Origin of the sequence: Proteiniclasticum aestuarii (assembly GCF_017368455.1) — a bacterium.
GTDB classification, from domain to species: Bacteria; Bacillota; Clostridia; order Clostridiales; family Clostridiaceae; genus Proteiniclasticum; species Proteiniclasticum aestuarii.
The window spans coordinates 42,717-68,024 of sequence record NZ_JAFNJU010000006.1; the positions used below are offsets into that span (position 1 = coordinate 42,717).

Annotated in this window: 19 protein-coding genes; 16 read left to right on the forward strand and 3 right to left on the reverse strand. The window is 47.4% G+C overall.

The genetic code is table 11. The annotated features are described in order from the left end of the window. From J3A84_RS08690 to J3A84_RS08725, 8 genes are all read left to right on the forward strand, one after another. Positions 1–717, forward strand: a complete 717-nt coding sequence (locus J3A84_RS08690; protein WP_207599626.1) for a tryptophan synthase subunit alpha — start codon at positions 1–3, stop codon at positions 715–717. Between the two features lie 427 nt (positions 718–1,144). Continuing rightward, positions 1,145–1,474 (forward strand): hypothetical protein, encoded by a 330-nt coding sequence (locus J3A84_RS08695; protein ID WP_207599627.1) that lies wholly within the window; start codon positions 1,145–1,147, stop codon positions 1,472–1,474. Between the two features lie 681 nt (positions 1,475–2,155). Continuing rightward, a complete protein-coding gene (locus tag J3A84_RS08700; RefSeq protein WP_207599628.1) occupies positions 2,156–6,136 on the forward strand; it encodes a Cna B-type domain-containing protein in 3,981 nt (1,326 codons plus the stop codon). A 265-nt stretch (positions 6,137–6,401) separates the two neighbouring features. Next, positions 6,402–6,974, forward strand: coding sequence for a DUF5317 family protein (locus tag J3A84_RS08705; protein WP_207599629.1), 573 nt, complete (start codon positions 6,402–6,404; stop codon positions 6,972–6,974). Position 6,975: 1 nt separating this feature from the next. Further along, positions 6,976–7,470: a hypothetical protein gene (locus J3A84_RS08710; protein WP_207599630.1), complete on the forward strand. Its 495-nt coding sequence runs from the start codon at positions 6,976–6,978 to the stop codon at positions 7,468–7,470. Continuing rightward, positions 7,433–8,077: an accessory gene regulator B family protein gene (locus tag J3A84_RS08715; RefSeq protein WP_207599631.1), complete on the forward strand. Its 645-nt coding sequence runs from the start codon at positions 7,433–7,435 to the stop codon at positions 8,075–8,077. The genes J3A84_RS08710 and J3A84_RS08715 overlap by 38 nt, the downstream gene beginning before the upstream one ends. 87 nt (positions 8,078–8,164) lie before the next feature. Then, positions 8,165–8,293, forward strand: a complete 129-nt coding sequence (locus J3A84_RS08720; RefSeq protein WP_207599632.1) for a cyclic lactone autoinducer peptide — start codon at positions 8,165–8,167, stop codon at positions 8,291–8,293. 70 nt (positions 8,294–8,363) lie between these two features. Next, on the forward strand, positions 8,364–10,028 hold the full coding sequence (locus J3A84_RS08725; protein ID WP_207599633.1) for a bifunctional diguanylate cyclase/phosphohydrolase: 1,665 nt from the start codon (positions 8,364–8,366) through the stop codon (positions 10,026–10,028). Positions 10,029–10,213: 185 nt separating this feature from the next. On the opposite strand, the gene J3A84_RS08730 is transcribed toward J3A84_RS08725, so the two are convergent. After that, positions 10,214–11,224: a LacI family DNA-binding transcriptional regulator gene (locus tag J3A84_RS08730; RefSeq protein WP_207599634.1), complete on the reverse strand. Its 1,011-nt coding sequence runs from the start codon at positions 11,222–11,224 to the stop codon at positions 10,214–10,216. Between the two features lie 247 nt (positions 11,225–11,471). Here J3A84_RS08730 and J3A84_RS08735 point away from each other — a divergent pair, with 247 nt between their 5' ends. The 8 genes from J3A84_RS08735 (at position 11,472) to J3A84_RS08770 (ending at position 21,508) form a co-directional block, all read left to right on the forward strand. Next, entirely contained in the window at positions 11,472–12,407 is a 936-nt protein-coding gene (locus J3A84_RS08735; protein ID WP_207599635.1) for a ribokinase, read from the forward strand. Continuing rightward, entirely contained in the window at positions 12,391–13,476 is a 1,086-nt protein-coding gene (locus tag J3A84_RS08740) for a BMP family ABC transporter substrate-binding protein (protein WP_207599636.1), read from the forward strand. Before J3A84_RS08735 ends, J3A84_RS08740 begins: the two co-directional genes overlap by 17 nt. A gap of 119 nt (positions 13,477–13,595) precedes the next feature. Then, on the forward strand, positions 13,596–15,119 hold the full coding sequence (locus tag J3A84_RS08745) for an ABC transporter ATP-binding protein (RefSeq protein WP_207599637.1): 1,524 nt from the start codon (positions 13,596–13,598) through the stop codon (positions 15,117–15,119). 2 nt (positions 15,120–15,121) lie between these two features. Beyond that, the gene (locus tag J3A84_RS08750; RefSeq protein ID WP_242694106.1) at positions 15,122–16,171 is read left to right on the forward strand and encodes an ABC transporter permease; all 1,050 of its coding nucleotides are present in this window, start codon (positions 15,122–15,124) and stop codon (positions 16,169–16,171) included. Next, positions 16,168–17,085, forward strand: coding sequence for an ABC transporter permease (locus tag J3A84_RS08755; RefSeq protein WP_207599638.1), 918 nt, complete (start codon positions 16,168–16,170; stop codon positions 17,083–17,085). The genes J3A84_RS08750 and J3A84_RS08755 overlap by 4 nt, the downstream gene beginning before the upstream one ends. Beyond that, the gene (locus J3A84_RS08760) at positions 17,078–18,004 is read left to right on the forward strand and encodes a nucleoside hydrolase (RefSeq protein WP_207599639.1); all 927 of its coding nucleotides are present in this window, start codon (positions 17,078–17,080) and stop codon (positions 18,002–18,004) included. The genes J3A84_RS08755 and J3A84_RS08760 overlap by 8 nt, the downstream gene beginning before the upstream one ends. Positions 18,005–18,008: 4 nt before the next feature. Beyond that, the gene (locus J3A84_RS08765) at positions 18,009–20,072 is read left to right on the forward strand and encodes an ADP-ribosylglycohydrolase family protein (protein ID WP_207599640.1); all 2,064 of its coding nucleotides are present in this window, start codon (positions 18,009–18,011) and stop codon (positions 20,070–20,072) included. A 449-nt stretch (positions 20,073–20,521) separates the two neighbouring features. Beyond that, the gene (locus J3A84_RS08770; RefSeq protein ID WP_207599641.1) at positions 20,522–21,508 is read left to right on the forward strand and encodes an NAD(P)-dependent alcohol dehydrogenase; all 987 of its coding nucleotides are present in this window, start codon (positions 20,522–20,524) and stop codon (positions 21,506–21,508) included. A gap of 200 nt (positions 21,509–21,708) precedes the next feature. Here the strand turns inward: J3A84_RS08770 and J3A84_RS08775 are convergent, their stop codons facing one another. Both J3A84_RS08775 and J3A84_RS08780 read right to left on the reverse strand, forming a co-directional pair. Further along, complete coding sequence (locus J3A84_RS08775) at positions 21,709–24,396, reverse strand: FAD-dependent oxidoreductase (protein ID WP_207599642.1); 2,688 nt, start codon at positions 24,394–24,396, stop codon at positions 21,709–21,711. Further along, positions 24,371–25,246: a hypothetical protein gene (locus J3A84_RS08780; protein WP_207599643.1), complete on the reverse strand. Its 876-nt coding sequence runs from the start codon at positions 25,244–25,246 to the stop codon at positions 24,371–24,373. The genes J3A84_RS08775 and J3A84_RS08780 overlap by 26 nt, the downstream gene beginning before the upstream one ends. Between the last annotated feature and the right edge of the window lie 62 nt (positions 25,247–25,308).

The window sequence follows — 25,308 nt, forward strand, 5'->3', positions numbered from 1 at the left end:
ATGAAACTGATTTGTTATCTATCTAATGGTTATCCTACTATTGACGAAAGCATAAGATTGGCTAAGGTCTATGGAGACGCAGGGTGTGATGTGATCGAAGTGGACTTTCCCTCAAGAGATCCGTATCTAGAGGGAGAACTTATCTCTAGTCGTATGAAAGAAGCGCTTAAGACATGTGCTGACTTTGAGAAATATATGGATGCCATTAAGATCATGAAAAAACAGAATAGTAATACGAAGATTCTTCTACTTGCCTATGACAATACCATTAAGGACATTGGAGAAGATAGGTTCATCTCTTTTTGTCAGAAAGAGAACTTGCTAGATATGATTTATGTCGGAGAGGATCAGGATCTTCAAGGTAGACTCATGGAAGCCGGTCTTAAGATTTCTTGTTACGTAGAATTTAGACTTCCTGAAGAACAAATTGAAGCTGCAAAAAATTCCAATGGTTTTGTCTATCTTCAGGCTGTGGCAGAAGATGGGAAGATTAATCCCAAGTTTCCTAAACTAGGAGACTGTGTAACTTATCTTAAAGAGCAAGGGATCACAAGAGAAATTTATGCGGGTGTAGGTATAAGAGGGGAAAATGAGATTAAAATGGCTAAAGATGCTGGATGTGATGGGGTCTTTGTAGGGAGCACTATTCTGAAGCTTTGGGACAATGAAGCAAAGCTGACTGAAAAGATTAAGGAACTGAAAGACGCAACGATTTAAGACTGAATAAAGTTTAACAATAGAGAGCCGGATCTGGAAGAGGGATTATGTATATTAAAATACATAATATAAACCAATGATGGTTAACTAAATCTTGAACGAAGACCTACGGGTCTTTTTTCTTTGCAGTAAATAAAGGAGAAAAAGGTTATGGCGGGTAGAGAAAGACCACTAAAACCCCGATTAGAAGGTGATCTGGCACTTATGAGGCACTGACTGACGCGGATATGGATGTTTTTGCCGACCGTGTACTGTGTAGTGCTTTAGGAGATGGAAAGAAGCTTAGGCGTTCATCTCAGACCTGAGTTCCTTTTCTCCTCATAACAGTTCGCAAGGACATCAGAACCATCAACTTATGTACGGGTACTTTGTCATGCTTGCTCGAAAACAAGACTCAAGAAATATCTTTAAGCATTCGAGGGATGACTTGTCTTATATTCAAGAATCACTTCGGTCGTTTTATAGTGGTTATGATCCGGTGGATGTAGAAGTTCAACTTACTGATTCGACTAGTGTACGTTTCAGTCCTGCTAAATACCTGAAAAAGCTTCAAGGTGAGTATGACATGACACCTGCTTCTTTCATTTTTGCAACTAAAGATGGAGATCCAATCTATTTAAAATCTGATGGTTCTAATACAAAGGAATACCTGGCTCTCCGAAATCGGAATAATCAACCAACCGCTGAATTAGAGATTTATGAAAGCAAAGGATACATAAAGAACTTAGAGTGTGATGTTATCATTGGCATACTCTAGGTCTGGCAGATTCGTCTGGATTCAAGACGTTACTATTTCGCTACAAGTGAAGCCATGATGAAATTCGTTACTGTTCATCCTTCTTTCTAGCTGCATGCTATTGCCATAGAACGTTCTCTTCTAGACTATAGCTATAATCTAGAAATACAGTACTTGTAGCTGGCATCTGTTTCATAAATTAAAATCGATGCTATGAATGAAGGGGTAAAAAGTGCAGTCAGGCAATCGGCTTATAAGGGAAGACAAGCGGATGGAATGAACACTCATTAACGCGAATTACACTAAGTCCAATAAGGTTCTTTCAAAACAGAATACACTAGTGCACATGGAGCTTCTCTGTTTCAAGATAGAGGAGCTTCTTTTAATGTGACAAACTGCTGATGCTATGAAGAAATTCTAGATTTGATTATTATTGAATCATAGTAATGTTATAAAATTATATCACTAAAGTCGAAAGCATATAGAATGATGTCATATTAACCGCGCAAAATCCAGACAATATGTCGAATAATTGTTAACAATTAGTGTATTACTTAAAAAATATTGCTGTATAATGTCGGATAAAGTAGAATAATAGTAATGAAAATAATAGCAATATATCATAGAGTGGCTTTATTCCGAATAAAGAAGAATGTGTAGTTGGCACATAGAACTTATATTAATTTGGAAGGTGGGTTTTTAATGAAAATTGAACGAATGATGCGGTGGTTTCTGAGTATTTTCTTATCGGTGCTGCTTGTTTCTCCGTCTGCTTTGAAGGTGCATGCGGAAGAAGGACCAGTCTATTCTCTGGAGGCAGGAAGTTCAATTGTGCTGGTTTCAAGTGATCCGGGTTCCACAAACAGTCTCACGACAGTCAGAGCAACCTGGACCAATGAAGGGTTCGCCTATCTTCTTATTGAAAGCTCAAAAGAGCTGACGAGCGTCAGCATGGATGGGATTACTGCAACAGGAGGGGATCTCAAAGAATATGCCAAAGGACATGCCATAACGGTTGGTGCAACCTTATTTGCTCCTGTAAAGAACAACTCGTTTCTGACCGTGGCAAGATTTCCTGTAGCTGCTGTAAGCAGTGCAGCAACCCATACCATTGCCGCCAGCGTTGTGGGGGATGGACATGAACTGGGTGAAGAGGTAGCATTTCTGGTCCCCAAACTGGAGATCACCATCACGAAAGAATGGACAGGCGGACCAAAGAATCCTGTAACGGTCCATCTGAACAGAGCCGGTTACAGTGCCCCCATCGGGACCTATGAACTGAGCACCGCTGATTCTTCTGAAGCGGTGACGGATCTGTATTATACCGATGGTCTCGGACGAGTGATTGATTACAGTGTCACAGAAGATCAGACTACAGTAGAAGATGGTTACTCTGTATCAGTGGGTAAAGACTATTCCTATGCTGAAGGACTTCATAAATACGCGTTCACCATCACCAATACCTACACCAGGCCTGCAGTGGACATTGTGGTGGAAAAGAAGTGGTATGGGGACAATAAAGTGGACAAACCTAATTTCATTACGCTGAATCTCTATTATCTCGATGATCAGGAAGTAAGAGTGGATGTAGCATCAACAGATGTATATCCCGATACAGACGGACTCTGGAAACATACATTTGAGAATCAGTATAAATACGATGAAAATTATAATGAGATAAACTATAAGGTGGAAGAGGAAGCTGTACCGGGATTCAGCACACATATTGAGAAAATCGATGCTGTAAGTTTTTTCGTGCACAATACAGAGCTCTTAACCATTGAAGGCATGAAAACCTGGATCGATGATCCGCAAACCAGCGCGACCACCAGACCGGATTCCATCACTGTAGAACTATATAGAAATAATGTGCTGTACAGATCCAAAACCGTGATGCCTGATGCATCAGGAAACTGGACCTACAGATTTGACTCCCTGAAGGAACTGGATGCCGAAGGAGGGGCCTATACCTATACCATCAAAGAAGCTGACGTGGATGGTTATACCAGCAGTGTCAACGGATACGACCTGGTAAATATCCAGACCATGGAAATCCATGGAACCAAAAGATGGCTGGATGAAATGGAAACGGAAATGAGACCGGACTATATTGAAGTGATTCTTCTTCAGAACGAAGAAGAATACAAGACAATGAAAGTCATGCCTGATGGAGAAGGAAACTGGAAGTATTCCTTCATAGATCTTCCGAAATACGATGCCAATGGTGCACTTTATAAGTACAGCATTGATGAAGTGGAAGTAGACGGGTATGAGACTGAAACAGACGGATACGATCTTACCAACATCAGAACAGACATCACCAGCGTAACAGGAACCAAAATCTGGATGGATGAACCAGAAACAGAGATGAGACCTGAATCCATTACAGTAGTTCTGCTTGAGAGCGGAGAAGAATATAAGACGATGGAAGTGACCCCTGATACAGATGGAAACTGGACGTACACATTCAATGATCTTCCTCAGTTCGATGAATATGGTGTGGTTTATCAATACAGCATCGATGAACTGGAAGTGGAAGGCTATGAAACTACAGTGGAAGGTTTTGATCTCATCAATACAAGAGTTGGAATGACTTCAGTATCAGGAACCAAGACTTGGATGGATGAACCGGAAACACAAATGAGACCGGAATATATTGAAGTGGTTCTGCTTCAGAACGAAGAAGAATTCACAACCATGAAAGTGATGCCGGATCAGCAAGGAAACTGGACGTACACATTCAATGATCTTCCTCAGTTCGATGAATATGGTGCGGTTTATCAATACAGCATCGATGAACTGGAAGTGGAAGGCTATGAGACCACAGTGGAAGGGTTTGATCTCATTAATACAAGAGTTGGAATGACTTCAGTATCAGGAACTAAGATCTGGATGGATGAACCGGAAACGCAAATAAGACCGGAGTATATTGAAGTGATTCTTCTTCAGAACGAAGAAGAATACAAGACAATGAAAGTCATGCCTGATGGAGAATGGAACTGGACCTATGCATTCAATGAACTTCCTCAGTTCGATGAATATGGTGCGGTTTATAAGTACACTATCGATGAACTGGAAGTGGAGGGCTATGTCACTACGGTAGAAGGATATGATCTGTTTAATACCAGAGTAGGAACGACATCGGTGTCAGGAACCAAGACCTGGATGGATGAACCAGAAACAGAGATGAGACCTGAATCCATTACAGTAGTTCTGCTTGAGAGCGGAGAAGAATATAAGACGATGGAAGTGACCCCTGATACAGATGGAAACTGGACGTACACATTCAATGATCTTCCTCAGTTCGATGAATATGGTGCGGTTTATAAGTACAGCATCGATGAACTGGAAGTGGAAGGCTATGAAACTACAGTGGAAGGGTTTGATCTCATCAACACAAGAGTTGGAATGACTTCAGTATCAGGAACCAAGACCTGGATGGATGAACCGGAAACGGAAAAGAGACCGGAATATATTCAAGTGGTGCTGCTTCAGAATGAAGAAGGATACAGGACCATGAAAGTACTGCCGGATGAGCAAGGAAACTGGACCTATGGCTTCAATGAACTTCCTCAGTTCGATGAATATGGTATGGCTTATGAATACGCTATAGATGAACTGGAAGTGGAAGGCTATGAGACCACGGTAGAAGGGTTTGATCTCATCAATACAAGAGTCGGAACGACATCTGTATCAGGAACCAAGACCTGGATGGATGAACCAGAAACGGAAATGAGACCGGAATATATTGAAGTAGTGCTTCTTCAGAACGATGAAAAATATGAGACGCTGGAAGTTATGCCTGATCCAGAAGGAAACTGGACATATACATTCAGTGATCTTCCAGAGTTTGATGCAGAAGGCAAACCTTACGCATACTCCATTGATGAATTGGAAGTAGAAGGATATCTTTCCACTGTAGATGGATATGATCTCATCAACACCAGAACAGGGAGCGTAAGCATCTCTGGAGAAAAAACATGGGATGATCTTTCTGATAGACCGGAAGAAATAACCGTACTGCTTCTAGAGAATGGGGTAGAAGTGGATAGAATGAAGGTAACGCCTAATGCAAGTGGAGCATGGCTATACACCTTCTTAAATCAGCATGAATTTGATGAGGAAGGCATTCCATGCACCTACAGCGTAGAAGAACTGCCCGTGGCAGGCTATGAAACCACGGTGGACGGTTATGACCTGCACAACAGACAGCAGAGAGGAATGATCAGGATTCTGAAGACCGATAACTTCAATGAGCCCCTGGAAGGTGGGGAGTTTGAAATCCATGATGAAAAGGGTGTGCTTGTCTATAGCGGTATTTCCGATGAAAACGGGATAGTGGAAGCCTTGCTTCCGCTGGGCACCTACAAGGTCATGGAAGTGGAAGCGCCGGAAGATTTCATTCTGGATGAAACACCCAAAATGGCAGTGCTGGATATAGATGGAGAAGTCATTGAGCTGTCCTTCGTCAATGATCCGGAGATCAATGAACTGCCGGATACGGGTGGTGACGAAGATCCGGAGGAGGAAGAACCGGAAGAGGAAGATATCAAGGACAAGACAGAGGATGAGAAGCCTGAGCTTCCAAAGACGGGTGGCATTCACTACAGCTTCTGGAGCCTACAGGGTATACTGCTCATCATGGGTGGACTGCTGCTTCTGAAGAGACGAAAAACCGCATAGCAATAACAGAAAAGCCTATTTTGGAGGCTGCTTGTGAAAGCGGCCTCTTTCCCATGTTCAACTGATTCTGGTTTTGTTTTCATTCTGAAAAATATAAAGGGGTCTGAATATTCATGCGGGACTTTGATATTTTTTTGTTAAGAGCCTGGTATTAAGATTGATAACTATAAGTAGCTTGTGGTATGATAAAAAAGACATTATATATAGAAGCATAACACTTTAAAATACACACAAGGGTATATAACTTTGAAACTGAGGTTGAAGGATGTTCATTTACATACTGCTGGCAGCTGTTGTGGCCAGAATCAAAGGATACAGCATAAAACCTGTCACAAGAGATTACTCCTTATACCCCTTGTTTCTGGCAGAAGCCATTTATCTGTTTCTGCAGATCTCTGTATTCATGGGACAGTATGATTACATTAAATATGCAGGGGTGTTCAAATCCATCTATCTCTATACCCTGATCGTTCCCATAGTCGTCCATCGATTATACAAGACAGGAATCTACGGGTCCATGATCTTAACCATCGGCTCCATCCTGAACAAGTTCGTCATGAGCCAGAACGGAGGAAAGATGCCGGTCTATGCGACCCTGTCAAAATACACAGGGTACTTTGATGAAAGCGTTCTGGGAACAGCAGATCAGATCCATGTCTTAGGCAATGAGGCAACAAAGTTCAAGATTCTAACAGACTACATCGATGTAGGGTACAGTATCCTCAGCATCGGAGATGTACTCATCCATGCATTCATATTTCTGGTGGTCTATGCCACCATCAAGGCAAACAATTCTAAATCGGATCCATATTCAATAGACAAAAAGGGGAAGGCATAAAATGGAATTTAGCACAATGATTCTGACAAAGTATATTCTTGGGTTCGCCCTACAGAGCTTTATTCTGGTTCTAGGCGTCTATATATTCAATAAGCAGAAACTGATTCTCAGAGATTATCTGATCACATCAGTACTTGTGACCTTCGTCACTTTCTTCATGAAATCACTGCCCATCTCCGTAGGTGTTCAGACCATCATGAATATGATCTTCATGTATCTGATCTGTGTGGTCTATCTGAAGATGCAGCCCTATATCACCATCAGGTCCACAGCCCTCTGTGTAGTCCTGATCCTTATATCTGAAATGATTGTCACAGCAGGTATCGTCATGATGTATGGTCAGACTCAGTTTCAGAGCATTGTGAGCAGCGGCTCCCAGAGACATTACATCGGAACCATGGCAAACATTGTATTTACCATCATCATCATAGCACTGTATTTCATCTTGGATCGAAAGGGTGAGTATCATAGAAGCATTAGCAAGCAGGATAGCTGACGGGCTCGCTTCTCAGCTGAATCTGGATCAGGAAAAACGCTCTGTCATCGCCTATGGACTCATCGGAATCCTTCAAGTCACATCGCTCTTTCTCATGATCACCGTCATCGGTCTGATGACAGGGACCTTGTACGAAAGTCTGATCATATTCTTCAGTGTAGGCTATATCAGGAAATCCACTGGAGGAGCACATTCAAGAACCATGTGGGGATGCAACACTGTAAGTGTGGCATCCATTACGCTACTAGCCATATTATCGAGATATCTGTTTGGCATCCCCCTTGACGTCTACGTCAATGCGGGTATCACCATGGCAGTGTTTCTTGCAGGATTCATCATTTTCCACAAGCGTGTTCCAGTGGATAGTCCCAACAAGCCCATTGTATCCTCTGAAAAGATCAGAAGATTGAGGAGAGAGAGCTTCGGTAAGCTTTGTCTGTTTCTTCTGCTGACAGGGGCTGCCATTGCACTGGCGGAGAGTTCTGAAAGGTTATACAGCATCGCCTCCAGTATCCGCATGGCCATGGTCTGGCAGGCCATCACACTGACTGAAACAGGAGGATCCTTATTGGCTAGAGTGGATCGCGCAATCAACTCTGTATTATAGAAATGAATACACCGCAGGGTGTCAGCCCTGCTTACGTAGCTGGATATTTAAAATATAACAATTCCTTACTGAAAGGAGGGGAGAAAAATGAAAAAGAAGAACTTATTAACACTAGTGGCTGCATTCGCAACAGTAATTGCAACGAGCATGGCAACTTCAGCTTGCATATTCTACTTCTACCAGCCAGAAGAACCAGAATCTCTAAGAGATAAGTAGTAGTTTAAAGCGAAAAGACTTGTTTTTAACAAGTCTTTTCAACATTTAGATAGAGAAAGCAGGGGTAACTATGTGGAACGAACTCCCATCTTTAAACAGCAGAAAAAGAGAACAGATCAGAATGATGTTCTTCACAGTGAAGATTCTGGCGCTTTTCTTCAGTGCCATTCCCATACTGGAGTACTTCAACATACAGAATCATGGATATGATCTCTTAAGCATATATTATATCGGTATCACGTTCAGTGCCTTCAGTCTGATCATGGTGTTTCTGCTATTCATATACAATCGAAAAGAACACAATCAGCTTTACTACATCGTGGAAGTCGTCACATTCATCATTGTGTTTGTCGTGTCCATCTATGTGAGCGGAGCAAATAAAAGCGAGAACAAGTACATCTTCCTTTTCATCATCATTTCCTATACCATCGAGTACGGTATGAAGACGGGACTTTTTGTTTCGGGTATCGCCACAGTGGTTATAGCAGGAATGGACCTGTTTCTGGGAAACAACAGCAATGTGAACATTCAGTTCCAGAACGATCTGGCTCTTTTTGCCATGTTCTTCCTGGTAGCCTGGACCATAGGACACTATGCGAGACTGGAACAGAAACACATCAAGGAACTGGTGGATTATGCTAATATTGATGGCCTCACCGGTGCATACAATCATCGCTATTTCTATGAGATCATAGAAAGGCTCTTTGACCAGCATAAGAAGAAAGGCACTCATCTTTCCCTGGTGATGATGGACCTGGATTATTTCAAGAAATACAACGACATCTATGGACATGCTCAGGGAGATGCCTTCCTCAAGGAAATCACTGGGGTGATTCAAAGCTCCATCAGAGAGCGGGATATCCTATGCCGATACGGTGGAGATGAATTCTGCGTGATTCTGCCAGATACAGATAAAGAACAGGCCTGCGAAATTGCAGATGAATTGAGAGAAGCCGTCTGCAGCTACGAGTATCGAGGCAAGGAGAATATGAACAATAGGGCCATGACAGCCTCCATAGGGGTTTCCACATCCGGCCCGCAGATGGAGAGGCACATGAGTCTCATCGAGAATGCGGATATGGCCCTATACAGGGCGAAGTTCCTGAGGCGTAACAAGGTAGAGGTCTACTCCTCCATCTTTGATCATATCATCGAAAGAGAACCCAACGAGAACCTTCTCGATGAAATCAAGCCGCTGAAGACCCTCATGACCGTCATCAACTCCAGAGACACCTATACATTCAACCATGTGGAACGGGTCTTCCACTACTGCAGAATCGTAGCGGATCATCTGAAGCTCTCATCAGAGGAGAAGCGGTCCCTGCTCTTTGGAGCCTACCTCCATGATCTGGGGAAGATCAATACGTCAAAGGAGACGCTGATCACCAATGCAAGACTCAGCAACGATCAGTGGGAGGAACTGAAGAAGCATCCTCAGGACAGTGCGGACATCGTCAGCCAGATCAAAGGATTCGAGGACATTGTTCCCGTGGTGCTTCAGCATCATGAAAAATACGATGGTTCCGGCTATCCTCTCGGCCTGAAAGGCAATGAGATCAATTATCTGGCAAGAATCCTCACCATTGTGGATTCCTTCGACGCCATGACCAACCAGAGGCCCTATCAGAAGACCAAATCCTTCCAGGAAGCCTTTGATGAGATTGAAAGATGCAAGGGCACACACTTTGACCCTGTCATTGCCGACGGATTCATGGAAGCGCTGAAAGAGATGTAGATGCATGGAGAAGAGCTTTATTCGTCTGCTTTGAAATTTAAAACACATCGTACAGAAATAGTGGAAAAGCTGGTATCAAGATCATAATGATACCAGCTTTTCTGCTTTCATTTTCTGTTGTAGACATGAATGGATCATCGTTGCTCAACGTTAAAGGCAAATCTGTCATGGACCATAGAAAGTGGTCAGATGGAGCCCACGCTGTTTCTTTTGATCAGCTGCGTGTCAATGATGATATTCTCTGAGTAGTGGGGATCTTTCAGAGATAGATCAATGACGCGCAGAACTTCATCCATGAGGCTGTTCATATCCTGATTCACAGTAGTGAGGCTGGGATTCAGCATTTCAGAAAAGATCACATTGTCATACCCGCTGATTGAAATATCATCTGGAAGCGTCAATCCTCTCTCAATGGCTCTATTCATGAGACCATAGGCCATCATATCGTTGGCTGCGATGATGGCCGTATAAGTATGCTGGTCATAAATCGCATCAAACAGAGCATAACCGCTTTCGAAGGAATAATCTCCATCGTAGATGTCCTTCTGATCCACAGCGCATCCATGGGCTTCCATGGAGGCCAGGAATCCCTGGATTCTGCCCGCGGTTCTAGCCATGTTCATATCTCCGTTGAGAAAGGCGATCTTTCTGTGATGGTTATCGATGACGTATTCCGTCAGCTTATTCATACCGGAGAAATCATCGAAGCGGATCTTTGACCCTTTGAACTCCTTGATGATTCGGTCGATCATGATGGCTGGTACGGAAAGATCCTCCAGCATGGAAAGATATTCCTCTGGGTGATTCTGCGCAGCGTTAGAGACCGAAATGGCCAGCAGATCAATACCTCTACTGACCAGAAGTCGTATGCCTTCCAGATCATTTCTGATTTCATCATTGGAAGTCACCACCAGCACAAAATACCCGCGTTCTCTCATCTTGGCCTGAAGCCTTGAAACCATGCTTGCAAAGAAATAGTTCTCAAGATCCGGTACGATAATGCCGATGGTGTTGGATTTATTGGTGGCCAGCTGCCTGGCGGTGTGATTGGTCACATACTTCTTTTCCCTGGCGATCTTCTTGATTTTCTCTCTCATGGCATCGGAAACACGACCAGGTTTGTTGTTCAGTACATGAGAAACGGTGGCAATGGATACCTTGGCCTCTTCTGCGATATCCTTCATTGTAATCTTCATAAAAATCAGTTCCTTTACTTTCTTCAATCTCGATATAGTGAATTATACGCTAAATATATGGAAATGTTAAGTTCCGGCAGAATCTGCACCATTTTACAGCTCGAGGCTTCTTAAAACACGAACAATGACTGCTATTTTATGAAAAAAAATATGTATATTTTTCATGGTTTCGTTTACAAAGTTCTTGACAGAAGGAAAAATGATGATATACTAATTTTAGTTAAACGCTTAACTTAGGAGATGTGAAATGAATAAACGAATCTTAGTCATTGGGAGCATCAATATCGATCTGAGCATCGCCAGCAGTTGCTTCCCGAAGAAGGGAGAAACGGTGAAGGGGAAAGATTTCTTCAAGACCGTCGGCGGAAAAGGGCTGAACCAGGCAGTGGCCGCTCATAAGTTCGGTCAGAACGTCTGCTTCTGCGGAAACATCGGATTCGATCATGATGCAGCCATGGTGTATGAAATCCTGGAACGGTATGGCTTGGGTACAGAGCATATCAAAAGGGATGGACAGACCCATACCGGCAGCGCCATAATTGTCAGGGCTGAGGAAGACAACGCCATCATCATCGATGAGGGAGCCAATGGAACGCTGGATTTTGGCAGTGTCAGAGAAACCATTGATTCCGTAGCACCGGACTATGTGATGCTGCAGTTCGAGCTGTCTCATGAAGTGAACATGAACATCATCCGCTACTGTTATGACCGAGGGATCAAAGTGGTTCTGAACACCGCTCCCGCATCGGACATGGAAGAAGAAGTGCTGAAGTGCATAGACACGCTGATTCTCAATCAGACGGAAGTAGAGTACTACACAGGAAACTATCCCTCATCAGAAACAGAAGCATTTGCTGCCAGCCAGTATTTCCTCGACAGAGGAGTAGTCCATGTAGTCGTCACATTAGGTGATCATGGAAGCATTTACGCCGGAAAGGAGAAGAGAATTTTCCAGAAGGCATACAAGAGCAACGTCATCGACAGCACCGGTGCAGGAGATGCCTTCACAGGAGTCTATGTCAGTGCCATCAGCAAATATGGTGATGTGAAAAAAGCCCTGCAGTTTGCCAACGCGGCAGGAGGGCTCACCTGTGAAAAAAACGGAGCCATCATAGCAAGTCCAACCTATCGTGAAATCGAAAATAAAATTCTGGAGGAAGAAAACAATGAAAAAAGCGTATAAACTCTTATCAGCCCTCATGGTGTCCATACTGGTTTTAGCCGGGTGCAGCACTGCCGAGACCGATTCTGATGCCTACAAAGTTCTTCTGCTCATTCCTGGAAATCTAGGCGATAAATCCTTCTTCGATGCAGCCAATAGAGGACTGGAAGAGCTTGCGGAAAAAGGATACGAGACAAAAGTCATCGAAATGAGCCAGGATGAAACCAAATGGGAACCTGCTTTCCTGGATGCCGTTGATGAGAACTGGGACCTGATCATCAGCGGAAACGCAGCCAGTCAGCTGATGAACAGCATCGCCATGGACAATCCGGATCACCGGTTTCTAAACTTCGATTTTGACAGCTCGGACATCGAAACGGCTGATAATCTGTACTCCGTATCCTATGCCACCAACGAAGGATCTTTCATAGCAGGAGCCTTTGCTGCCATGATCACTTCAGACACCTCCTTGGAGAATGTCAACGAAGAAAAGGTCATCGGATTCCTCGGTGGTATGGACATTCCTGGAATCAACGACTTCCTTGTAGGATATATCCAGGGGGCACTTCATGTAGAGCCTGAAATCAAAGTCCTCACAACCTATGCAGGATCCTTCGTAGACCCTGCAAAAGGAAAAGAGTTAAGCCTGGCCATGTATCAGTCCGGCGCAGACATCGCCTTCAATGTGGCAGGACAGACCGGTCTTGGTCTGATCGATGCTGCCTTTGAGTCTGAAAAATATGCCATTGGCGTTGACTCTGACCAGTCTGCACTCTATAGAGAAACCGAACCAGGTAAGGCAGACAGCGTATTGACCTCAGTGGTGAAGCAGATCGACAGAGTCATTGTAGACAGCGCTGAAAAAGCGAAGTCTGGTGAACTGGAATTCGGAAAACATGAGCTCATCGGATTATCCGAAGATGCCGTGGGACTTGCCGACAATGAAGTCTATCAGAATGTACCCGAAGCGATCCGAACTGAAATAGCCAGAATTTCTCAGGAAGTCATGGATGGTGCAATCGAAATCAAATCCGGTTTCGCCATGTCTGCCCAGGAAATCACAGAATACAAAGACAGCGTAAAGCCATAATCAAAGAAGGGGAATGCAGCTTGCATTCCCCGTTTGACTATCAGATGAACGAAAAGCATGATGAAATTATGTATGAGGCAGCAGATTTGAACGGAAAATCCGAATGTGGGGAGAAATTCATGAGTAAAGGGATATTGGAATTAAAAGATATTACAAAAGTCTATGACAACGGAATTGTTGCAAACAAGAAGATCGATCTGGAAATATGGGAGAATGAGATCCATGCCATCGTAGGAGAAAATGGTGCAGGGAAATCAACCCTTATGAAGATCATTTTCGGCATGGAGCAGCCCACCATGGGCAAGTATTTTCTTCATGGAGCCGAAACACAAATGAACAGCGTGGAGCAGGCCATCAGAAGCGGAATCGGCATGGTCCATCAGCATTTCATGCTGGTGGAATCCATGGATGTGGTGGACAACATCATGCTTGGCATCGAACCGAAAAAAGGAATGCTTATGGACAAAAAGGCAGCCAGGAAAATGGTCCAGGACGTGGCGGAGAAATACAGGTTTCAGCTGAACTATGATAAGCCGGTTTCTGAAATCTCCATCGGTATGAAACAGAAAGTGGAGATAATCAAAGCACTGATCAGAGGGGCGAAAATCCTGATTCTGGATGAACCCACAGCAGTACTGACACCTCAGGAGACCCAGGAACTCTTTGTTCAGCTGAAGATGCTTACAAAGCTTGGGCATACCATCTTGTTCATTTCCCATAAGCTGAAAGAAGTGAAGGAGATCTCAGACCGGATCACGGTGATCAGAAAAGGAGAAACGAGAGGCACCTTCCCTACGGAGGATCTGGAGATCAGAGAGATATCCAATCTCATGGTGGGAAGAGATGTATCTCTGAACTATGAGAAAACAAGGTCTCAGTATGGTGAAGTGCTGCTGGAGATGAAAAACGTCACCAGCAAGACAGACAGTGGAAAGATGCTCAAAAACATCAGTTTCGCGCTTCAAAGAGGCATGATTCTTGGCGTAGCCGGCGTGGAGGGCAATGGCCAGTCGGAACTGGTGGAGATCCTCACCAAAAGAGGGGAAAGCTATGATGGTGAAATCAGAATCTTTAAGGAGAGGCTGAAGAATCACTCCATAAAGTCTCTTAGATCCAGAGGATTGGGTTATATTCCGGAAGACCGGATGACCCAGGGCATCGCAGCGGAAGAAACCATATCGGACAACCTCATCAGTACCCGATTCCATAGCAGGAAGTTCGGGAAGCGTGCACAGCTGGATAAAAACGCCATCCTTTCCTATGCCGATGAAGCCATCCGAAGCTATGAGATCTCCTGCCATGGCAATGATCACATTGTCGGGTATCTGTCCGGAGGAAATATCCAGAAAGTAGTTGTAGGGCGTGAATGCGATGAGGATGTGGAACTGCTCATCGCAGAGCAGCCCACCAGAGGCGTAGACCTGGGGGCTGCAGAGCTCATTCATCATAAGCTTCTGGACATGCGGGAAAGAGGCGCAGCCATCCTTCTGATCAGCGCGGATATGAATGAAATCGTGGAACTGAGCGATCGGTGCCTGATCCTTTACGACGGCGAGATCGTTGCGGATTTCCATGAACCGAAGAACCACTCCGAGCAGGAATTTGGAGAGTACATGCTCGGACTGAAGAAGCAGGGAGAATAGAGATGAAGAAAGTACTTAAAAAATTTGAAACGATGCGGACACTGGCAGCGGTAGGTATTGCACTGGGCGTAGGCTTTGTGATCATTCTGCTGTTAAGCGATAATCCCATGGAGTCCATCTTCAATTTCATTGTGGGACCGCTCACGAAATTCAGATACATGGGCAACGTCATCGAAACCGCCATTCCACTGATTTTCTCAGGACTGGCAGTTTCGCTGCTGTTTCAGACGAAACTGTTCAACATGGGTACCGAAGGGATCTTCTACATCGGAGGACTCATCGCTGCCATTGCCGGAATCACCCTCACGCTCCCGGCAGGAATCCATCCGGTGGTGGCCATACTGGCATCAGCGGTCTTCGGGGCTCTGGTCATGGGAATCGTGGGCTATTTCAAGGCGAAATGGGATGTCAGCGAACTGGTCCTGTCTCTCATGTTCAATTCCATTCTCTATGGCGTCGGGCTTTACATCCTGAACTACTATTTTCGGGAAGAAAGCACAGTGGTACTGAAATCCGTTCCCATAAAGGAAACCGCCTTGCTGAATGATATTCTGCCTGGCACCAAAGTGCATTCAGGCATCCTTCTTGCTGTGGTGGCTGTTTTCGTCTGTGACTGGTTTCTGAACAAGTCCAAACTCGGTTATGAGATTCGTATGACCGGCGCCAACAAAAGTTTTGCGGAGTATTCCGGCATCAACACAAAAAGAGCGATCATACTGGTCAGTATGATCGCCGGGTTCATCGGAGGCATCGGCGGTGCCGTGGAAGTCATCGGCATGTATGATGCATTCAAATGGGTTTCTCTGCCAGGGCTGGGTTTTGACGGTGCGCTCATTGCCATGCTGGCCAAGAACAAGCCGAAAAATGTGATTTTTTCCGCCTTCTTCCTGGCCTATATCAGGATCGGGGCAGACCTGATGTCCAGACTGACAGATATTCCGGCTGAGATGGTCGGGATCATGCAGGGGCTGATTATTCTTTTCATATCCGGAAGAATGTTCCTGCAGTTCTATCGCAACCGACTGATACTCAAGGAGGCTGAAGTAAAATGAACATCATAGAACAGCTACTGACATCCACTTTCTTCTATTCTGTCATCCGAGTTTCTGTGCCTTTACTGCTGCCTGCTCTGGGGGCTCTGGTTACCAATCGTGCAGGCGTGCCCAATATCGGACTGGAGGGGATCATGCTCATGTCCGCCTTCTTTGGCGTTGTGGGCAGTGCCTTTTCCGGTTCCGCCATGGTGGGACTTCTGGCAGCCATATTCATGGGCATCGTCATGTCTTTGTTTCTGGCCTATTTCACACTGAAACTGAAAACCAATGTGATCCTCGGCGGAATCGCCCTGAATCTGTTCTCCTCCAGTCTGACGGTATTTCTCCTTTATATCCTTACCGGTGACAAGGGGACATCCGCTTCGCTGGCCAGCAAGACCCTACCCTCCATCAGGCTGCCCATCATTGAAGATATCCCCTTCATCGGAGCCGTGCTTTCCAACCACAATGTGCTGGTCTATGTCACCTTTGTGATTGTGGTGCTCGTTTATATCCTTCTTCAGAAGACACCACTGGGACAGCATATCAAAGCGGTGGGGGAAAATGAAAATGCGGCAGCATCCGTGGGAATCAATGTGAACCGGACCCGAATCATTTCATTTATCATCTGTGGCGTTGTGTGCGGCATAGCAGGAGCATTTCTTTCCATGGGATACGTTTCCTGGTTCTCCAGAGACATGACCTCTGGAAGAGGATGGATTGCCCTGGCGGCAGAAGCCATGGGCAGAAATACCATGGTCGGAACCGTCCTGTCCTCCATGCTCTTCGGGTTTGCCTCAGCACTGGCCAATATCCTGCAGCTTCAAGGCCTGCCCACAGAACTTGTGACCATTCTGCCCAATATCATTACTGTGGTGGCGCTGGTTTCCTATTCCGTCATGAAATCCAAAGGAGGTCGTAAGTATGAATAAGATGATCATCGACTGCGATCCAGGTCACGATGATGCCCTGGCCATTCTTGTGGCCTGCAGCGAAAAACACATCTTCGACATCAAGGGTGTGGGCACAGTGGGAGGCAATCATCATGTGGAGAGAATCACGGACAATGCTCGGCTGATTCTCCAGACCATCGAAGAAAAGATTCCTCTATTCCAAGGGTGTCATAAGCCCCTTCAGAGAGAACTGGAAGTGCAGCCCCATGCCCATGGCGACAGTGGCATGGATGGTCTTGCAGAGATACCTGAAATCATTTATCCGGTGGAAGAAAAACATGCTGTGGAAGCCTACAGAGATATTCTGAAGACACACAAGGACGTGACCATCGCAGCGCTGGGACCCTTGACCAATATCGCCATGCTTCTTCATCTGTATCCGGAAGTGAAATCCTCCATCCAGTGCATTTCCCTTATGGGCGGAGGAATTCATCATGGAAACATAACACCCTATGCGGAATTCAACATCTATGCGGACCCTGAAGCGGCAAAGATGGTATTCTCAAGTGGCGTGCCCATCATCATGAGCGGACTGGATGTGACGGAGAAAGCCTATCTGGAATGGAAGGACATCGAGCCGCTCAAGGATTGCGGGGCAGTGGGGTTTTTCTCCCATGAGCTTCTGAAGTTCTATCATGAGTCTGGAAAGCAGTTCGGATTCGATGTATCCGCGCTTCATGATATCTGTGCGGTGGCGGTGATCTCTAGACCGGATCTCTTCACCTGGGAGGATCTGCATGTGGAGATTTCATGCGAAGGCATTACAAGAGGCATGACCTGTGCGGATCGCCGCCTGAAACCTTCCCGGGAAGGGAAGGTCAGGGTCGTGATGGATGTGGACCAGAAGGCTTTCGCAGCTTATGTGCTGGACTGCATCCGGTCTTATGAAAGGAAGTGAGAAATTGGATGACCTACTAGAAAAGATCTATAGTGGTCTTCTGGGGAAAGCCATCGGGGTCCGCCTCGGTGCACCCATCGAGCCTTACCAGTGGGATTACGAGCGTATCAAGGAAAGTTTCGGAGACATCAGAGGGTATGTGAAAAACTCGGAGCGGTTTGCGGCAGATGACGACACCAACGGACCGGTTTTCTTCATACGCGCCATGGTGGACGAAGAAAACCTTGATATCACCACGGAAAAGGTCGCCAGAGCATGGATGAACTATACACGAGACGGCCAGGGCATGTTCTGGTGGGGCGGCGAAGGCGTAAGCACGGAACATACCGCATACAGCAACCTGAAGAAGGGGGTCTCCCCGGACAGGAGCGGTAAAAGCATACAAAATACCGTCTCCCTGTCGGAACAGGTGGGCGGACAGATCTTCATAGACAGCTGGGGCCTGATCCATCCAGGGGACATGGAGAAAGCCATGGATGCCGCAGAGACTGCCGCTGCCGTCTCCCATGACGGAGAAGCCCTTGTGGGGGCTCGATTCATCGGCGGACTCATCGCGTGCGCCTTCGTGGAAAAAGACATCGAAGTCCTTGTGTCCAAAGTGCTTACAAAGCTTCCTTCATCCAGTCTATACAGACAGGCCATGGAGGACATGAGGCGTTTTCACAGGGAGCATCCGCAGGACTTCAGAGCGGCCTATGACTACGCCCAGAACCGATACAGCTACGCTCATTTTGCAGGAATGTGTCCGGTGATTCCCAATGCCTGCCTTGTGCTCATCGGTCTCCTATACGGAGACAATGACTTTGCAAGAAGCATAGAGATCACCTGCATGTGCGGATGGGACACAGACAGCAATGCCGGTGTCGTGGGCACCATCATGGGTGTGCTGAAAGGCATCGATGGCATTCCGGAGCATTACAGAAGTCCGGTGAATGATCTGATCATCGGGTCCAGCATGAGCCCAACACTGAATGTGATCAATCTCCCTGTATTCGCGAAGTTTCTTGCGGGCATGGCAGAGGGACAGACGAATGAGGCACACGAGCTTTCTTTGGATTTTTCCCTGAAGGGCAGCACTTCCGGACTGAGGATCAGAAATGATTTCAGACTTCTTCGGGATCAGCGTTCTCGAAGAAGCAAAGGAAGCTACGACATTCTAGTGGACAATCTGGTCAAGGGAGATGAGGCTGCCTTATACTATCAGACCTTCTATCAGACGAAGGATTTCGGAGACAATCGCTATGATCCGGTGTTTGCACCTCTTGCCTATCCTGGCCAGAAACTGACTGTTGAGCTGGAGAGCGAAATCAGCTTTCTTGATGATCTCTGGATAGCACCCTATGTGCGGTATGCCAATGGAGATGAAACCACCGATGAATTCAGGCCGCTAACGGATAGAACTCTTGAAAAAGTGGAATACACTCTTCCAGAGCATGGTGGCCGCCTGATCAGAGAAGTGGGGATAAAGGTCAGAACAGACAGCGCGCCTGTGGATGGCAATGGTCTGCTGGGGCGCATTCGAATAAGAACCTTTAGCCTCACGGGAACTGCGTCGTATTCTCTGAATCAATTCTCCTTCGAAGAAGGTTTTCTTAGGAATGTGGCCCCCTTCTCCAATCACAGAATCACCACAGAGCTATTCCAGAGCCAGATCCGTTTCGAAGCGAAGGAAGAGCAGGGCATCAGTCTCACGGGCCACTATTTTGCAAAGGACGTGGAACTGTGCTTCAGACTGGAACAGTGCAAGGGTGGAAGCATCCTTGTGCCTTTCAGAGCGAAAGGGCTGGAGAACTACTACTTTGTGCGAATAGAAGAAAACGCTCTCTCCATCGAGCAGAGACTACATGGCAGCTATAGGGTGCTTCGAAAAAGCAAAACCTCGGTGAATTTTCATGAGTCCATGCATCTCCACCTGATCGTCAAGGGAGACCAGGTAATCTTCCTCCTCAATGATGGAGCCGCCGTCCTTACTTGCGAAGGCATCGAGAATGCTTATGGGCACTTCGGGCTCGGAGGAGAAAACGCTTCGTTCCAGATATCCAGCCTCCAGGTGACGGCAGAGACATAGCGTACAGCTCCTCCCTTCAGAACTAAAAACGGGCCATGGCGGCCCGAACAGAGATTTTCTTTTCCTTCAGATGAATTGCGTGAAAAGAGAAAAGAGAAGAAAGTCATAATCGAAAACAGGTCCCGGCAGATGGAATACACCCCTTCCACTGCCGGGACCTTGTCGACTGTACTGCTAAGGATTGGAAGAGCAAGAAGGGTATGATCCCGGATTCCCGTGAGCGCTGACCTGGGTTTCCGAAAGACACTGGTAATCCGGACAGGGAAGGGGCTTTTTTCAGGAAGGAAAAGAAGGAGCGCTCTTTCTCCTCACAGAAGACCACACTCCGTGCATCTTCTGCATCAGAAAGAAAAAACATGGTACAGAAGCTTCTATCTGGCGTATACTGAAGATAGATTCAATCAGTAGATGCAACTCGCCAATATATTCATCCGAAAGGAGCAAAGGAAATGAAAGCCATCCTGCAGGAACATTACGGAACCTATGAAGTCCTGACCATGGAGGAAACAGAAAAGCCCCAGATCCAAGAAGGAGAGGTTCTGGTGGAGGTCCAAGCGGTGTCCCTCAACGCACCGGATTGGAGACTGCTCAGCGGAAAACCCCTTCTCATGAGACTGGTCTCCGGCATTTTTCGGCCGAAACACAGAATCAGAGGAACAGATCTCTCTGGAACGGTGGTGGAAGCCTCTCCCGACTGCAGAAATCTGAAAGTCGGGGATGAAGTCTATGGAGACCTTTCCGGTGCAGGGTTTGGCGCTTTTGCTGAGTATGTGGCCGTGAAAGAGATGCTGCTTTCCCTGAAGCCGAAGAACCTGAGCTATCTCGAAGCCGCTGCACTGCCCATGACATCGGTGACGGCCCTCCAAGGCCTCCGTCAGGAGGGGAAACTGCAGCAAGGAGAAAAGGTTCTTATTCTAGGCGCATCAGGCGGTGTAGGTACCCTGTCCCTGCAGCTGGCTAGAGCCTTGGGCGCGGAGGTCACGGCGGTGACCTCCATCAGCCACATAGCCCAGTCCATGTCCTTAGGAGCCCACCATGTACTGGATTATCAGGAGACGGATTTTGACCGCTTGGAGGAATCCTATGATCTGGTTCTGGCCGTCAACGGCTATTATCCCTTCAGTACCCTTGGACATCTTCTGTCAGAAACGGGAAGAGTGGTCCTCATCGGAAGCAGCTCGGTCTACCAGCTGATGGCTGCTTCGGTACTGGGTGGGCTTCTGCTCGGAAGAAAGAGGGAAAGCCTCAAAGCCCTTCTGGCTAAACCGCGGAAAGAGGATCTGGACTACATCACGTCCCAGGTGGAACACAAAAACATCAAGCCGGTCCTCTATAAAGAGATTCCTTTCCAGGACATTCCAGAAGGACTGAAAGAACTGCACAAGGGTCATGCAGGAGGAAAGATTGTGGCCTGGGTGAAGCCTCAACGACTATAGCGGCAGAATAAGAACCGATGAAAGAACCCGGTAGATGGAAGGCACTACTTTCCATTTCAGGGTTCTTTGCTTCGAAAAATCTGAATGCTATATGAATAGTGCATCAGTAGAGAAAAACGGATCTGGATTTGAGAAAGGAGAAAGCCTCTGCATGCCCGTAAAGGGAAGTGCAGAGGCTTCGAAGCGGAGAATATATTCTTTTAGACTGCACCCAGAATCTTGGCTTTGACCTTCTTTCTGACGATGCGGACCTTACGCTTCATGACGTTCCGTACAATGAGAGGCTTCAGCTTGGGAAAATCCACTCCTTTGGCGTCATAGACCTTCGTAAGATTTATGGCATCGAACTTGCAGCGGGTGCTGCAGGCTCCGCAGCCCACGCAGAGAAACTCATCCACCACGGAGATGCCGCAGGAGAGGCAGCGCATGGTCTCCGCTTTGATCTGATCCTCCGAGAGAAGACCACGGGCATCGGTGAAGACTCCGGCCAGGGTATCGGAGTGGACCGTGTAGACCCGTTCCCTCTGCACCGTATCGTAGCCGCTGTAATCCACATTGGTAAGATCCACAGGGATGAAGGCTTTGTTGCTTCTGCCATAGACCAGGCTCTGTCCTTTGTTCACGAAACGGTGAATGGAGATGGATGCTTCTTTTCCGTGAGCGATGGCATGGATGGCATATTTGGGCCCCGTGGCAGCATCGCCGCCGGCAAAGATATCCGGTACACTGGATTGGAGCGTCTTGGGGTCCACCTTGATGGTTCCGTTTGGATGAAGGGCGACGCCCAGTCCCTCCAGAAGGCTTCCCCAGTGGATGGCCTGCCCCACGGACAGGAGAATCGTATCCGCTTCCACCAGGAGGTAGTCCTCTTCATCAAAGAGAGGGGAGAATCTACCATTCTCGTCCAGAGTGCGGATGCACTTTCGAAACTCGATGGCATAGGCTCTACCGTCTTTGGCCAGAATTCTTCTGGGACCGTAGCCGTTCGTTATGACCACACCTTCCTCCAGGGCTTCATGGACTTCATCCTGCAGTGCGGGCATGGCTTCTCTTTCTTCCAGACAGAACATGGAGACGCCTTCCTGGTCCATTCTCAGGGCGGAACGGGCCACATCGATGGCCACATTGCCGCCGCCGATGACTATGGTTCTGCCTAGGGACTTCTTTGGCGGCTCCACGGCGGATTCCCGCAGGAAGTCCACACCAGCAATCACATTCTCGGCCTGGTCTCCTTCAATGGAGAGGCTGCGGCCCTTCTGAGCGCCGATGGAAACATAGAAGGCTTCATAGCCTTGGCTACGCAGCTCCTTTATCGTCACGTCCTCGCCCACGGTCACACCGTTTTTGAAGATGACGCCCAGGGATTTCAGTACGTCGATTTCCGCCTGGATCACATCCTTCTGGAGACGGAAGGCAGGGATGCCGTAGCGCAGCATACCGCCCATGTCCTTCTCCTTTTCGAACACCGTCACCGGGTAGCCCTCTACAGCCAGATAGTAGGCGCAGGTCAGGCCGGAAGGCCCACCGCCGATGATGGCGATCTTCTTTTCGTGGGTTCTCCTGATTTCCGGGAGGAACCGGTCTTCCTTCTTCAGATCCAGCTCCGCGATGAACTTCTTGATGTCATCGATGGCCACGGAAGCATCCAGACCGTTCCTGGTGCAGGCGCTTTCGCACAGAGCCGGACAGATTCTTCCGCAGACGGCGGGGAAGGGGTTCTCCTTCTTGATCATTTCCAGCGCTTCATCGAAGCGCCCCTGGGAAGCCAGCTTGATGTATCCGGGAATGGAGATGTGCGCAGGACATTCGCTCTTGCAGGGGGCGGTCCCTGTTTCCAGAGTCTCTTTTCGATTGATCCGGTAATCCGGGTTCCACTTGTCCGGACCCCATTCCGTATCATGGGGGAAGTCCTTCCGCTTCAGCAGAGGCACTTCACTGTTTACGCAGAGGCGATGCCCCAGCTGGATGGCATTGGTGGGACAGACCTCCACGCACTCTCCGCAGCCCACGCATTTGTCCTTGTCGATGGTGCTCACGTAGTTGGAGCGCATCATGTCCGGGTTGTTGTACATGTTGGCGGCGCGCAGGGCATAGCAGCTGCATCCGCAGCAGTTGCAGATGGCGTGGGTATGTCCTTCGCCTTCGGTGTTGGGAATGGAGTGCATGAGGCCGTCCCGCTCGGCTTTCCGGATGATCTCAAATGCTTCCTCTTTGCTCACTTCTCGGCCGCGACCGGTGCGGATGTAGTACTCCGCCGCATCATCCAGCTGGAGGCACATGTCTTCCTTCAGATGACCGCAGCCCTGATTCATGACCTCCCGGGAGGTTCGACAGGAACAGTCGGACACGGAAATCAGACGGGCTCCCCGGATGTAGCCGGACACTTCCTCGGAAGAGGCTTTCCGGGAAGACCCGTCGATGGAGGACTCGATGGGGATGACCCGCATGAGGCCCAGTCCCACGGGAAAGTTCCCCGCTGCGATGGGATTGCGCATGAGGCCATAGTCATCAAAGGCTTTTCCGATCTGAGGATATTTCGCCACATTCTCCTTGTGGTTCACCACCAGCTCGAAAATACCCGGCACCCAGGTCTCATACCAGTAGGTGTCCACGTCTCCTCCCCGCTTGATGAGAGAAACGCCCACATCCACCAGCTGATCCAGGAGATGCTTTGTCTCCGCCAGAGGCTTGCCGCATTTTGCTGCAATCTCCTCCGCGGTGCGATGGCCACGGTATTCCAGGGACAGCGCCACCTCGGCCATCTCTTCTGTGACGATCTTCTCCAGCAGTTTAAACCGCGGGTCCTCTTCCGTCACGCCGTTTTTCGAGCCCATTCTCGTATTGGACACCTTATTCACAAATTCAAGCAGTCTGATCTGATCCGTCATTGATAGTCCCCCTTGTGGCTTCGTGGAAGCCGTAATATTTTTCAGAGTATTTCAGGACATGGTCCTTATTCCGATAGGTTTTGAACCAGTAGAAGAGGTAGCCCGCATGGAGAGCCAGATTCACCATGCCCCAGAGGTTCAGAAAGGATGCGCTGAACCAGGCGGTGGAGTCCATCACCGGGGTGAAGATGTCATAGGATGCCCGGATGAGAAGGTGCACCGCCAGGGTGTAGACTCTGGCCATGAGCCACAGATCCACGCGCTTTGTGACCAGCATCCAGATCTGAGGCACCAGCAGGATGCAGAGGCTGGAAGCGAAGTAGGCGATGTTCTCTCCGTAGACGAAAGCCGCATTCCAGGTCACATAGAGGAGACACCAGGCCAGGGGAAGATCCGCCAGGATTTCCGAAAAGGTGTTCTTTCCGTCGTTACCGCCCACCCGCCAGTGCTTCACAGGCAGCGGGATGGTGATGCATAGAATCAGTCCGCAGAGGGCATTGTAGTAGTAGCCCCCGCTCATGTCCTGGAGCATGGCTTCGATGATATTCAGCATGAGAATGGCATAAAGGATCCACATGGGCCATTTCTTCTTCAGAGCCATGAGGCGGTCCTTATGGTGTCCGTCATTGGATATACGGATGTAGTTGAAGAAAAGAAGCGGGATCAGGATGCTGATGGTCTTGGCCCATCGGAACCAGGAATCGATGTTCAGAAACCATAGAGGAAAAGAGCAGATGGCTACAATGGAAAACCATTTGTAGAACTGCTGCTTTTCTCTGGAATACTCCAGAAAAAGAAACAGAAAGAGCATGTAGAAGGCCATGGAGACAAAAATACTTAATAACGGCATGATATCCCTCCTAATATTGTTATGAATTTCACAATAAGAATACTAAATAAGTGGTAGCAATA

Excerpts from the sequence above, each read along its gene's own strand:
- J3A84_RS08690 (WP_207599626.1), top strand. The coding sequence starts at position 1 with ATGAAACTGATTTGTTATCTATCTAATGGTTATCCTACTATTGACGAA.
- J3A84_RS08700 (WP_207599628.1), top strand. The coding sequence starts at position 2,156 with ATGAAAATTGAACGAATGATGCGGTGGTTTCTGAGTATTTTCTTATCG.
- J3A84_RS08705 (WP_207599629.1), top strand. The coding sequence starts at position 6,402 with ATGTTCATTTACATACTGCTGGCAGCTGTTGTGGCCAGAATCAAAGGA.
- J3A84_RS08710 (WP_207599630.1), top strand. The coding sequence starts at position 6,976 with ATGGAATTTAGCACAATGATTCTGACAAAGTATATTCTTGGGTTCGCC.
- J3A84_RS08720 (WP_207599632.1), top strand. The coding sequence starts at position 8,165 with ATGAAAAAGAAGAACTTATTAACACTAGTGGCTGCATTCGCAACAGTA.
- J3A84_RS08725 (WP_207599633.1), top strand. The coding sequence starts at position 8,364 with ATGTGGAACGAACTCCCATCTTTAAACAGCAGAAAAAGAGAACAGATC.
- J3A84_RS08730 (WP_207599634.1), bottom strand. The coding sequence starts at position 11,224 with ATGAAGATTACAATGAAGGATATCGCAGAAGAGGCCAAGGTATCCATT.
- J3A84_RS08735 (WP_207599635.1), top strand. The coding sequence starts at position 11,472 with ATGAATAAACGAATCTTAGTCATTGGGAGCATCAATATCGATCTGAGC.
- J3A84_RS08740 (WP_207599636.1), top strand. The coding sequence starts at position 12,391 with ATGAAAAAAGCGTATAAACTCTTATCAGCCCTCATGGTGTCCATACTG.
- J3A84_RS08745 (WP_207599637.1), top strand. The coding sequence starts at position 13,596 with ATGAGTAAAGGGATATTGGAATTAAAAGATATTACAAAAGTCTATGAC.
- J3A84_RS08750 (WP_242694106.1), top strand. The coding sequence starts at position 15,122 with ATGAAGAAAGTACTTAAAAAATTTGAAACGATGCGGACACTGGCAGCG.
- J3A84_RS08755 (WP_207599638.1), top strand. The coding sequence starts at position 16,168 with ATGAACATCATAGAACAGCTACTGACATCCACTTTCTTCTATTCTGTC.
- J3A84_RS08760 (WP_207599639.1), top strand. The coding sequence starts at position 17,078 with ATGAATAAGATGATCATCGACTGCGATCCAGGTCACGATGATGCCCTG.
- J3A84_RS08770 (WP_207599641.1), top strand. The coding sequence starts at position 20,522 with ATGAAAGCCATCCTGCAGGAACATTACGGAACCTATGAAGTCCTGACC.
- J3A84_RS08775 (WP_207599642.1), bottom strand. The coding sequence starts at position 24,396 with ATGACGGATCAGATCAGACTGCTTGAATTTGTGAATAAGGTGTCCAAT.
- J3A84_RS08780 (WP_207599643.1), bottom strand. The coding sequence starts at position 25,246 with ATGCCGTTATTAAGTATTTTTGTCTCCATGGCCTTCTACATGCTCTTT.